The sequence below is a fragment of the Pseudoalteromonas tetraodonis genome, from assembly GCF_002310835.1.
In the GTDB taxonomy this organism is placed as follows: Bacteria; Pseudomonadota; Gammaproteobacteria; order Enterobacterales; family Alteromonadaceae; genus Pseudoalteromonas; species Pseudoalteromonas tetraodonis.
In genome coordinates, this window is the sequence record NZ_CP011041.1 from 1,013,860 (window position 1) to 1,025,420 (window position 11,561).

The following is an 11,561-nucleotide window of genomic DNA, read 5'->3' on the forward strand; positions in this document are numbered from 1 at the left end:
ATTAGATTTAACTAAACAAAATGCAAGGTTAAACTTCTTTATAAGATAAACAGTGAGTGTGGAGTATAAACATGTTTAATCATATAAAAGCCAAAGTAATAACCGCACCCACCCCAATGGGCGGATTAGCATTAGGCATAGCCAGCCTTGGTTGGGCTTGGGAAAATATGTTCAATGTAAATGGCGCAGCGCAATACACTGGGGCGGCAATTGCAAGCGTATTATTGTTAATACTTGGCTTAAAATTTTTACTGCACCCGCAATTACTAAAAGCCGACTTAGCGCACCCTGTTGTAGGCAGTGTGGTGCCTACTTTTGCTATGGCAACGTTGGTGGTATCTAATTCGTTAGGGCACGTTAATCCATTAGCAGGGGATGTGCTTTGGGTAGGCGCATTTTTATTGCATTTGGGATTTTTACTGAGCTTTATTATTCATCGTGTTCGTGAGTTTAAAATTGAACACATGGTGCCAAGTTGGTTTGTACCACCGGTGGGGATTATTGTTGCCGATGTCGCGTTCTCGGGTAATCCTGCACTGCTATTTTTAGCGCAAGGGGCACTTTATTTTGGCATGTTAATGTACGCAGTTATGCTGCCGATAATGATTTATCGGATAATATTTGCTGAGCAAATTCCTGATGCTGCACAGCCTACACTAGCTATTTTAGCGGCGCCAGCAAGTTTATCGTTAGCGGGGTATTTCACTGTGGTGACCCAACCGTCACCAGTGATTATTGGGGGGTTATTTGGTATTGCCATACTAATGACACTCATTATTTATACGGCATTTTTTAAATTACTACGCCGCAGGTTTTGCCCAGGGTTTGCTGCATTTACCTTTCCCATGGTCATTGGTGCTACAGCGTTATTTAAACTCGCGGATTGGATGCTAACGATGAACGTGGATATGCAGTTTATAAATCAAATACATTACTTAGCGCTATTTGAGCTGCTAGTAGCAAGCGCTGTGGTTGGCTATGTAGCGATCCGTTATACGCATTATTTTAACCCTTTGGCTTCAAAGTGGCTTGAATATAAAACGAATAGGTAATTATCAGGTTTTTGTTTATTTAATTATTATTTTTGCGACAGTTAAGAGCCCAAAGGGCTCTTAACTGGGGGGATTAATAAGGATTGATAGGGGAGTAGAAGTTGTTGTTATTACCATTAATGCTCACGTCTAGTTGCATACCATTATGAGTGTGGCTAACCACATTGTAATTATCACCAGGTATTAGCTTTACTCTATTAATATTTTGATAGTTAACAGCACTGCCACATTGCAATGTCACTCTTTGCGTATTAGCGGTTTCTTTGAAGATGTAAACTTCATTGCTGCCGTCAACAACACCTGTACCAGAGGCCTCGATGAACAGTGAGGTTGCCTCACTGGCTGCAATAGAAAAGTACTGATTGCTGTGATGGCCTAAAGACACGATGGCGCGCCCCATTCTGTCTCGTTCTTGGAAGTGCGTATCGGTTAAGCTATTGTCTAAAACAGGCACATCAATAAAGCGACTGCTGAAGTTAAGTGTCTCATGGCAAAAGTCAGTGACTACTTCATCGGATACTGCACCAGCAACACCATCCGGGTCGTACACGCTGTTTGCCATTAATGCCATGCCTGCAGACGTTCCGCCAACGACACCGCCCTTATCAAAAACGTGTTGCACAGCGGTTTGTACTTTTGTACCTTGCCATTGATTAAGGTAATCAGATTGGTCACCGCCTGCAATCCATACAAATTCGGCACTGCGGATAGCCCAGTCAACATAGTCATCATTCGCTTTGTTGCGAGTATCAATGATCAGTGTTTCTACTGAGTCGGCATTCATTAAGTTCAGTAAATAATCGTTGTAGGCGTCAGTACCTGAGGTTCTAAGCACAACAACATCGGCACCGCTGCCAACATGGTTGGCAACGCGATTACTAAATGCTTGATCAACATCGCTGCCACCACCCATAAGTAATACAGCACCTTGATCAGCTGTTAATGTGCTACATGAATCAGCACTGCCACCTTGTAAATATGCTTGTAATGAACCTGGTTTTGCAGGACGAGAACTATAGCCACAATCATCGTTACCACTTCCGCCACCGGTGTTACTACCTTCACCAAAATTGACTGTTAGATCGTACCAACCTGTACCCGAGTAACGCGTTACTTTTACATAATAAGTACCCGTTGATTGCGCGTTATAACTGCCTGTTTCTGGCACATTACTGGTCGCCCCTTCGGCTAGGGCCGACCCCGTTTCTTGATATAATGCCCAGTCAAAGTCATCACGAGTATGATGATCAAGATTAACTTCAATAGGTCCGGTTTGCGTTAGTTCGAATCTAAACCAATCAGTATCATTTCGACTCAACGAGCCTGCAACGGCGGTATTACTACAAAGTGGGGAATTTGCATTGCTTTCAGTGTCGTTTGATTCAACTTCGTTTGTTAAACAAGCATTACTTGCAAACGAAAAAAACATGCACGCGGCTAGTGATCCATTAAGAATTGAGAGTTTTCTTTTCATTATTGTTACCTGAATTTTAATTACATAGAAGCCTTCCTACTGCGAGGCATTATTGCTTTTAAATTATTCAGGTTTTTTTATTCGTCGAACCATTCACTTAAATGATAGTCGACAGAACATTCTTGAGGAGCACTAGGAGTGATAATAAATAGTTTGTTCATTTATGCCTCCTAAGTGATTATTGGTGTGTTTCAGCATTGTTGCTGAATGTTCAATGTTACAGTTAGGTGTTTAGTTTGCAACTATTTATTAACTTTTATTTTACTTCCTGTTCCAGGCTTTTGTTTTTATTGATTTATAAACATGTTTCATCGTTTATAGACTCTATTTGCTGTTCTTGAGCCAGTAATGCTAATTTTTCACGTTCAGCTTTAGACACATAAGCAGGTTTATTACTTTTATGTAATTTTGCATTTGCGCGCTTATCTTTGTTATTAAACTTTGTAATGATCTTTTTTCTGCGATTCATGATTAACCCCGTAATTTTAAGGTGCGCATTATACAGGCATCTTTAGTAAAGCTGTTAGATAAATATAGTGGCGGTTTTACGCTCTGTCGCAAAGCGTTGTTTGTTATTAAACAAGGGCGTTATAATTATGGTTCTTAGTTGTTAATTAAATGGGATTTGTTTTGAAAAAGTTAGCTTTAGCTAGTATCGCTTTATTGGCCTTTAATACTCATGCACAATTAAATAAAATTAATGACAGCGTGGCTGATTACGCTGTAAATACCTACCAAAGTGCGCAAGTACATACACTCACAAATTTGGTGTCTTTTCCAACGGTTAATAAAAGTGATGTTAGCGCACCACAAAATCCCGACTTTATTGGCTTTAAAGCGTTACTAAAAATGAAAGCGGCTGAGCTTGGTTTTGATTATCAAGATTTAGGTTACACCGTACTTATTGGTATGGGGCAACAAACTGATAAGGTAACCATAGTAACTCATGGCGATGTACAACCTGCTAATGCCAGCAAATGGAAGCAAAGCCCTTTTATTATTGACACCTCAGAGCCGGATAAATTAATTGGCCGTGGTACCGAAGACGACAAAGGCGCTATTGCGACTGCAATGTACGCCATGAAGGCGATAAAAGATAAAGGCATAGCGCTTGATAACCGTATTGAATTAATGATTTACCTAGCGGAGGAGTCTGACTGGGGGCCGTTAACTGAGTTTATGAAAACTTATCAGCAACCAAAGTATGCGGTAACCATTGATGCCTCATACCCTGTAGTGGTTGCTGAAAAAGGCTGGAGCTTAATTGCGCCAACATTTGATGCAACATCACCACAAACAGGTGTGTATGTCAGTGATGTAACCGGCGGCGCATTTGCCAGTCAAATCCCTGAAGATGCCAGCCTATTACTACATAACGCCAACGAAACATTAATTAATCAATTAAAAGCAAAAGCTAACACACTTAAGCAAGTTGAATTTAATTTTACAGAGCAAAATAACGCGCTTGCCATAAGTGTTAAAGGCATGTCGGCCCACTCATCTGAACCGGAATCAGGCGTTAACGCCATTGCTTATTTAGCTGAAATATTTAAAAACGTTGAGCTTGAAAACAATAGTGATGGCCAGCTCATTGATTTTGTTAATCAGCTTATTGGTTTAGATATTCACGGTAAACAGTTTGGCGAAATTGCTTATGAACATGACTTTATGGGGCCAATGACCGTAGCGCCTACGGTTATTGAACGTGAGGGTAACGCGCTTACTTTAGCGGTCAATGCTCGCCGTCCGGTTGGTAAAGATGAGACGTTACTTAAACAACAAATTGATACTGCGCTTGCTAATTGGCAAACGGCTAATCAGGTTACGTTAGCTAACATTAAAACCACCATTGGTACGCCCATGCTTTTAGATAGCGCACCCCATGCGCAAAAGCTACTTGATATTTTTAAGCATTATACGGGTGATAAAAACGCTGATTTTGTTTCAATAGGGGGCGGTACAAATGCCAAGCTATTTGATAATGCCGTGTCGTTTGGCCCATCTATGCCGGGTAAACGCTACACCGGGCACTCAGAGCATGAGTTTATTACCCTTGAGCAATTAGCACTTAATTTACGTATGTACACCGCAATGATGATAGAGCTGGGAAATATGTAATTTTGGATATATAACCTATATCTAATACGAAAAAACCGCCGTAACGCCGGTTTTTTTATAGCAACGGTGTGCTATTGAAAATCAACTTCTGGCAAGCATTCAAACCCAGGTTTTGCAAATAAGTAACCTTGCATTAGCTCAATACCTGCGTATTTTAACCACTGATATTCTTCAACAGTTTCAATGCCTTCAGCCAGAGCTGTAACATTTAGCGCGCTAAACATGTTTAAACAGTGAGTTACGATTGCCTGGCGATTTTTATCTTTGTCGATATCTCTGATCAGCGCCATATCAAGCTTGATAATATCAGTTTGAAAATCGGCTAATAGGTTTAATCCAGAATAGCCTGAACCAAAGTCATCGGTGGCTGTTTTAAAGCCTAATTCTTGGTAATAGCTCACAACACGTTTTACATGTGCGCTGTCTTCTATTTTTTCGACTTCTGTAAATTCAAACATAATATTTGTTGTAGGGAAGTTATACTTTTTAGCGGCTTCTAGGGTGGTACGAATACAACGCTCTGGCTTGTAGATAGCGTTTGGTAAAAAGTTAATACTAAGCATCGAATCTACACCTAGCTTTGATGCAAGTGCAATCGCTTTAATTCTGCATAACTGATCAAACGTATAGCGGTTAGTATCGTTAACACGAGAAATAATAGAGTAGGCCGATTCATTATTTAAACCACGGACAAGTGCTTCATATCCAAAAATAGTATTATTTTGACAATTTACAATAGGCTGAAATGCCATGGTAAAGTCAAAATCTAGTTCATTCGAATCAGCGCAATTGCTACAAGAAACTTTTTCGCAATTTAGTGATTTATCATTCATTCATCGTACCCTTTGTTTTAACCTACAAAATAAGGTGTGGTTAAGCCTGCCCTTAATCCTAACAAAGTATTGATATTTTACATAATCTATTTAACTGTTTTTGTTTAACCTTTTTGTAACTCACCGCGATTAAACAGTGCCTTTATTTCTATGATTAATGAAAAAGTAGCAATAAGGTTATGGCTTTTTTACATGCGCATAACCTTACTTTTCATGAGCTTTAAGCGCTTTACGCCTAGCTTAATACACTAGGTATTTACTTAAGTGTGGCGTTAAGCGAAATCTCAGTATTTAATAATTTTGAGATAGGGCAGCCTTTTTTGGTTTGTTCGCACAATGCTTGAAATTGCTCATTTGAAATATCTGCAATGGTTGCATTTACTTCAAGGGCAATGTGCGTCACGGCAAAGCCATCATCCACTTCATCTAAACTAACCACTGCTTCGGTGTTTATGTTCTCAGCGGTAAAGCCCGCTTCACCAAGTGCCAGCGATAAAGCCATACCAAAACAGGCACTATGTGCTGCACCCACTAATTCCTCTGGGTTTGATCCTGGCTTATCTTCAAAGCGGGTATTAAACCCATACGGCTGGTTATCTAATGCGCCACTTTGCGTTGAGATATAACCTTTCCCTTTTTTAATATCACCAGACCATGTTGAACTTGCAGATTTTTTAATCGTCATTATGTTCTCCTTGTTGAGGGTGTAGGCTTTTTAGGTTAATTAGTCATACCGTGTAGTGTTTGCAATACCTTGTAAACACTACATGGTAAAACAGCTAAAAAGCGTTATTTACATAGATAGTTGCAAAATAGAAGCCAAATAATTTAATAAACAAGGTCCACGTTATGTTTGGGATTATTTATTATCCCGAATTTAGGTTATATCAGCTATTTGCAGGTGATAAGGCGGGGCGCTTTCACGGTTTTGAAACGCTAAAATAGCGTTGTTTTTAATTATTCCGTGTTCAATATTGATAGCGCGGCGAATGGTTTCGTCTTTTTGCCATTGCTCTGGGCCGGCTAAAACAGTTGGCAAGTATACAATGAGCGCGGCAGAAATAGAGCGCGTTGCACTTTCCCATAAGTAGCTAGGGGTATGATCAACCGCGTAATAATCCGTGGTTTTATAGCTAAACATTGGGTGTTTAAATGTTGTTGGCTTTGCAAAAAAGAATCCCATTCCTTCATCACAGCTTACATCTATTATAAGGCTATTGGGTTTTAAGCAATCGGCTTCAGATTCAATCAAAAAATTGACGGGGTTTGCGGTTTCTTGGTAGGTGCCATTAACAATAATGTCAGCTTCGCTAATAAGCTCAGTAAGCGGACGCTGCGACCCATCGTGCTCAACCACTATCATACGAGCTTCGCCTTCAGTGCCTGGGCGTACTTTAACATAATGACAATCAAGTACTTCTTCACGCACTTCATGATCGGGGCGCTGTATACAAATTGTAATATCTCTAAAACCATGAGCTTTTAATGCATAAATAGCGCCTCGGCTAACAGCGCCAAAACTAAAAATAATGGTTTTACGTTGATTACCGTAATGACCATCAATGCCTTTTAGTTGCAGAGCATGTAACACCGCACAATAACCAGCCATTTCATTGTTTTTATAAAAAGTATGACGGCCCACATTCCCCTGTGGTGACCATACAAACATGTCTTCAAAGGCAATAAGAGTAAGCTTTCTATCAAGGGCAGCTTGGGTAATTGCTTGTTGTTGTACGCAATGTACATAGCCCCAAATTGTGCCGCCTTCTTTAAGTTCTTGTAAATCAGCAAGCACTGGTTTGGCAATAATGACGGTGCCTAATTGGGTTAAAATATCACTGCGGGTGGCAATGCCGCCTGTCAGTGCTGCAATTTCTTCGTCGCTCATATTAAATGCCGCGCCATAACCTTGCTCAAAAATCATTTTTTTTCTGAGTTTTTCAGGTATACGCATTAAATGCGCAGGATGAATAGGGTAGCGTCTTTCATCTGTTTTACGTGATGTTCCAATTACGCCAATAGTTAATTCACTCATGCTATATCCTTGATTAAAGTATGCTGAGTTTATAAACGAATAATGCTACATCGCTAACAAACAAAGAGGGGTTTTACAGGCAAGCTCACGCCATGGCTGTAAAATAAGGCTTGGTAAAGGGTGTTCTTTTAATTAGCTGTGCTAGGTGTAATGAATGTTGAGCAGGCAGAGGGTAGAGTGTTAACTTGCATTGAATAACAAGTTGAAACGTTAACCACTATAACAGCTATGTAAGATATAAAGTGAGATTAAAGCGAATATGCGTGTATTGGTTTTTATAAGCGGCTATTTGCTGCGTTTGCACCGCTCTGAGCAATAAATAACGTTATCCCAATCTCGTTGCCACTTTTTACGCCACGCAAACGGCTTATTGCATACTGGGCAAATTTTTTGCGGTAAGTTAAGTTTTTTGTGCGCCATAATTAGGTGTTCTCTTTATTGCTGTTACTGCGAGTTTTGCGTTTTACACGGGTGATTTTTTGAGTCGGAGCTACGTGTTTTTTAAGAATTTTACCTATGGCGCGTTTTACATCGGGCCGCTCTCGGTATTGCCATAGCCGTTCGCGGGCTTCTTTTGAGGCGGTGGTTAAATCAAGCATCGGCTCAGGGTAGTCTTCACCTAGTTTAAAGTCGTTAAATAGCGCTTCCATGGGCGTTTGCTCCCAAGGTTGATGTAAATATTCAATGGGGAGCTTTTCAAGTTCAGGGCACCATTTTTTTATAAACGCACCGGTTGGGTCTTGATCCTCCGATTGCTTTATTGGGTTGTAATGACGAATGGTATTAATACCGGTGACAGAGGCTTGCATTTGAATTTGTGGGTAATGAATTCCCGGTTCAAAGTCTAAAAAGTAATTAGCCAGCGGAAAACTTGCCTGTTGCCAGCTGATGTTTAAATGATGCGTTACAAAGCTAACTAGCATAGCGCGCATTCTAAAATTAATATAACCGGTGGCTTTTAAACAGCGCATGCAGGCATCAATAATAGGAATACCAGTTTGCCCCTGTGCCCAGCGTTCAATATCGCTAGTAACCTGGGCGTCATCACGATACGGAAATGCATGGTAACCCGGATTTAGCGCTTTAAATTCCATGGTGCATTCGCTTTCAAACTTTTGCATAAAATGGCAATGCCAATGCAAGCGTGATACAAACGCGGCAAGTGGGCGCTTCCACCCTTTTTTATCAGCAGAAGTGCTATGGTATGCGTCAATCGCCATTTGATACACTTGCCTCAGGCTGATATTTCCCCACGCTAAATAGGGCGATAACCTAGAGCAATGCGTACGGCTTAAGCTTGGGCTGGATATTCCTTTTTGATAACCCTTACCGCGTTCAGCAAAAAAGCTTTGCATTACTTCACGGGCAAGTCGAGGGCCCCCGTGCTGAAAATGTTCATTATCTTGCGTGTAGGCGCTCGGCAGTATAGGTGTTTGATAATCAGTAAGAGTAAGTGGTTTTATTTGCTTCCAATTAGGTATAGCAATAGGTGCTTGCATGGTTTGTTGCCAGCGCTCGTTCCAATTACTGCGATTTCTTTTGCCACGTATCACAGCCCCGGTTGGCGACTCTAACCAGTTAATGTGATGGTGTTGGCACCAGGCTTTAATTGCTATGTCACGCTCAAAGGTATTGTTTAGCCCTATTTCTTGGTGGCTAAAGAGGTTTGTGATTTCAAACTGCGAGTGAAGCGATTCAAGTAGGGTTTGCATATCTTCATTAAATATATATACGCGGCTGTTAAAGCGAGCCAACTGAGTGTTTAAGTCGCAAATAGATTGATATACAAAGCGCCAATGCCGCTCGTTGTAATGCGCATCGTCAAGTAGTAAAGGTTCGAAATTATAAATTAAGAGGGTAGGCAGGCCGTTACTAAACGCATTTTTTAAAGGCTGATGATCGCTTAGGCGTAAGTCACGTTTAAACCAGACTATGTTTATTTTTATGCGCATGGATTCAATGTATTATTTAAAAATGCTATGAAGTAATTATTTAACTTGTACGCAGCGTAGCGATTTTCCGATTTAGTTTTTTAAGATTAAAAGTGAGAAACCATGTTTTTAGATTTAACCGATAATAGCAACCACTCTGTTTATAGCTACTTAGTAGGCGGTATAAGCCCAAGACCGATTGCGTGGGTAAGCACGTTAAGTGAAGAGGGGGTTGCTAATATTGCGCCTTATTCGTTTTTTACTGTTGCTAGTTGTAACCCGCCGGTTTTAAGCGTAACGCAGGTAAACCCTCGCGATAATGCAAATAAAGATACGTTAAATAATTTACTCGCTACCAAAGAGTGCGTAGTTAATATTGTTAGCCATTCGCTTGTTGAACAAATGAACCAAAGCTGCGCTAACTATCCACGTGACGTGAGTGAGTTTGATGCTGCAAATATACAGCGTACCCCCAGCCAATTAGTCAGTGTGCCAAGTGCTGCTGCGTCAAAAGTGCGCTATGAATGTAAGTTGCGAGAGGTGATTACTATTTCAGATGAGCCAAGCGGTGGGCAAATGATGCTGTTAGATGTAGTGGGTATTTTTCTCGACGACACCGTTTTAGTGAACGGATATATTGATCCAACGCGTTTAGATGCGGTGGGTAAAATGGGCGGCGATTATTTTAGTACCACGAAAGACAAATTTGCACTAAAGCGCCCACAGTTATAAAGCAATGTTGGTAACCTATTATTCGGTTTGTGGTAAAAAGAATGCACTTATAGCACCTAAAAAACCAAGGGTGCTGTAAAGTAAAATTAGCTCAGCGGTTGATAAAAAAGCCTCGAGTAAACCTATACTACCCAGAAGTAGTAATAACACCCCAATTACCGTGTTACTTACCGATACATAATCGGTGCGTTTATTGCCCTCAGCCATATCAACAAGGTAAGTTTTTCGCCCTAAACGCACGCCTTGGTGTGCAACTGAGAGTAAAAAATACAATATAGGCATAACCCACCAATTTAGCAGTAGTGCGCTATACCAAGTGGCAATAACAAATACGGCTAAGCCATTAAATGTGACTAATATAGCGCTAAGCACTAAAACACGCTGGCTAGATAAATCACTGAGCCTGCCCCAAATAGGCGCCGAGACTAAACTAGCAAAGCCAGAAACGGCAATAAAAGTGGCAAGCAGAGAAAATTCAAAAGACTGTTTACTGGCTAAAACTATATAAAAAGGGGCACTTAGAGCTGAGCATAAAAGTAGCGCACGGGTAACAACAAAATGGGCAAATTGTTTATCTTTATAAAGCAGCTTAAGTTTAGAAAACGCATGCAGCAAGCCATTTTCACCGCCATCGGTTGCCCCTTTATATTCATTTATTTGGCTGTAAAAAAAAGCCGCGATCACCCACATTATTGCACCGAGTGCTAAGGCTATAATGACGGTGTTTTGATCTTTTTGTTGTGAAAAAAACCACATGAGCAAGCCAAACGTTAAGGTGGCAAAACCGGCAATACTGGCAGCTAAGCCACTAATATTACCGCGCTGTTGCTTAGGAATAACTTTTCCAAGCACATCTTTTGCGGCCACCGAGTTAAACCCTCTAGCTAAGCTAAATAAAATTAATAAACCAATAATGGCGTAACCCGCAAGCTTGCCCTCAAGTGTAAACGCGACACCAACCATAGCCAAAATACATAAAGACTGCACAATAGCGCCAATAACCCACACCCATTTACGAATAGGCAATTGGCGGATAAAGCCAGCAATAGCTAACTGTGGCAGCAGTGAACCCGACTCTCTAATAGGTACTAGCCAAGCAATAAAACTCGCTGGCACGTTTAAGCTTTGCATTAACCACGGCAGCGTTATTTTGGGATTGAGTAGCGCATCAGCAAACTTACTAAACAGTTGGCTTAGCAGTAAAGTAATAAAATTACCGGGGACTTCTTGGCATGCGTTATCGTCAATGGCCTTACACGCGCGAGCATCTTCTTCGTTATTTAAGCGTTTATAAATTTGCTCTTTTGTTAGTTTTTTCACTCTATTTTACCGCTGTATAAGTACAAATATTTATATATATTAAGATGATATGGTTAACATATCTAC

The 11,561-nt window shown here is 40.6% G+C and carries 11 protein-coding genes; 3 read left to right on the forward strand and 8 right to left on the reverse strand.

Going from position 1 to position 11,561, the window contains the following annotated elements:
- The first annotated feature begins 71 nt into the window (after window positions 1-71).
- Window positions 72-1,052 (forward strand): TDT family transporter, encoded by a 981-nt coding sequence (locus tag PTET_RS04775; RefSeq protein WP_013464418.1) that lies wholly within the window; start codon window positions 72-74, stop codon window positions 1,050-1,052.
- A 73-nt stretch (window positions 1,053-1,125) separates the two neighbouring features.
- Here the strand turns inward: PTET_RS04775 and PTET_RS04780 are convergent, their stop codons facing one another.
- Together PTET_RS04780 and PTET_RS04785 are read right to left on the reverse strand one after the other, a co-directional pair.
- Window positions 1,126-2,526 carry a pre-peptidase C-terminal domain-containing protein gene (locus tag PTET_RS04780; protein WP_096038294.1) on the reverse strand — a complete coding sequence of 467 codons (1,401 nt, stop codon included), beginning with the start codon at window positions 2,524-2,526 and terminating at the stop codon, window positions 1,126-1,128.
- Window positions 2,527-2,821: 295 nt separating this feature from the next.
- Entirely contained in the window at window positions 2,822-2,995 is a 174-nt protein-coding gene (locus PTET_RS04785; protein WP_013464421.1) for a DUF2986 domain-containing protein, read from the reverse strand.
- 161 nt (window positions 2,996-3,156) lie between these two features.
- On the opposite strand from PTET_RS04785, the gene PTET_RS04790 reads away from it, so the two are divergent.
- A complete protein-coding gene (locus PTET_RS04790; protein ID WP_041695847.1) occupies window positions 3,157-4,644 on the forward strand; it encodes a dipeptidase in 1,488 nt (495 codons plus the stop codon).
- A gap of 71 nt (window positions 4,645-4,715) precedes the next feature.
- Here PTET_RS04790 and PTET_RS04795 read toward each other — a convergent pair whose 3' ends face one another.
- From PTET_RS04795 to PTET_RS04815, 5 genes are all read right to left on the reverse strand, one after another.
- Window positions 4,716-5,477 carry an EAL domain-containing protein gene (locus PTET_RS04795; RefSeq protein WP_013464423.1) on the reverse strand — a complete coding sequence of 254 codons (762 nt, stop codon included), beginning with the start codon at window positions 5,475-5,477 and terminating at the stop codon, window positions 4,716-4,718.
- Window positions 5,478-5,733: 256 nt separating this feature from the next.
- Complete coding sequence (locus tag PTET_RS04800; protein ID WP_013464424.1) at window positions 5,734-6,162, reverse strand: OsmC family protein; 429 nt, start codon at window positions 6,160-6,162, stop codon at window positions 5,734-5,736.
- Between the two features lie 192 nt (window positions 6,163-6,354).
- Window positions 6,355-7,512 (reverse strand): N(5)-(carboxyethyl)ornithine synthase, encoded by a 1,158-nt coding sequence (locus PTET_RS04805; RefSeq protein WP_013464425.1) that lies wholly within the window; start codon window positions 7,510-7,512, stop codon window positions 6,355-6,357.
- 285 nt (window positions 7,513-7,797) lie between these two features.
- Window positions 7,798-7,932: a DUF2256 domain-containing protein gene (locus PTET_RS04810; protein ID WP_010391223.1), complete on the reverse strand. Its 135-nt coding sequence runs from the start codon at window positions 7,930-7,932 to the stop codon at window positions 7,798-7,800.
- A gap of 2 nt (window positions 7,933-7,934) precedes the next feature.
- Window positions 7,935-9,464 (reverse strand): cryptochrome/deoxyribodipyrimidine photo-lyase family protein, encoded by a 1,530-nt coding sequence (locus PTET_RS04815; RefSeq protein ID WP_013464426.1) that lies wholly within the window; start codon window positions 9,462-9,464, stop codon window positions 7,935-7,937.
- A gap of 102 nt (window positions 9,465-9,566) precedes the next feature.
- On the opposite strand from PTET_RS04815, the gene PTET_RS04820 reads away from it, so the two are divergent.
- The gene (locus PTET_RS04820) at window positions 9,567-10,175 is read left to right on the forward strand and encodes a flavin reductase family protein (RefSeq protein ID WP_013464427.1); all 609 of its coding nucleotides are present in this window, start codon (window positions 9,567-9,569) and stop codon (window positions 10,173-10,175) included.
- 18 nt (window positions 10,176-10,193) lie between these two features.
- Here PTET_RS04820 and PTET_RS04825 read toward each other — a convergent pair whose 3' ends face one another.
- Window positions 10,194-11,495 (reverse strand): MFS transporter, encoded by a 1,302-nt coding sequence (locus PTET_RS04825; protein ID WP_013464428.1) that lies wholly within the window; start codon window positions 11,493-11,495, stop codon window positions 10,194-10,196.
- Window positions 11,496-11,561: the final 66 nt, after the last annotated feature.

Excerpts from the sequence above, each read along its gene's own strand:
- PTET_RS04795 (WP_013464423.1), bottom strand. The coding sequence starts at position 5,477 with ATGAATGATAAATCACTAAATTGCGAAAAAGTTTCTTGTAGCAATTGC.
- PTET_RS04815 (WP_013464426.1), bottom strand. The coding sequence starts at position 9,464 with ATGCGCATAAAAATAAACATAGTCTGGTTTAAACGTGACTTACGCCTA.
- PTET_RS04775 (WP_013464418.1), top strand. The coding sequence starts at position 72 with ATGTTTAATCATATAAAAGCCAAAGTAATAACCGCACCCACCCCAATG.
- PTET_RS04805 (WP_013464425.1), bottom strand. The coding sequence starts at position 7,512 with ATGAGTGAATTAACTATTGGCGTAATTGGAACATCACGTAAAACAGAT.
- PTET_RS04785 (WP_013464421.1), bottom strand. The coding sequence starts at position 2,995 with ATGAATCGCAGAAAAAAGATCATTACAAAGTTTAATAACAAAGATAAG.
- PTET_RS04780 (WP_096038294.1), bottom strand. The coding sequence starts at position 2,526 with ATGAAAAGAAAACTCTCAATTCTTAATGGATCACTAGCCGCGTGCATG.
- PTET_RS04800 (WP_013464424.1), bottom strand. The coding sequence starts at position 6,162 with ATGACGATTAAAAAATCTGCAAGTTCAACATGGTCTGGTGATATTAAA.
- PTET_RS04810 (WP_010391223.1), bottom strand. The coding sequence starts at position 7,932 with ATGGCGCACAAAAAACTTAACTTACCGCAAAAAATTTGCCCAGTATGC.
- PTET_RS04820 (WP_013464427.1), top strand. The coding sequence starts at position 9,567 with ATGTTTTTAGATTTAACCGATAATAGCAACCACTCTGTTTATAGCTAC.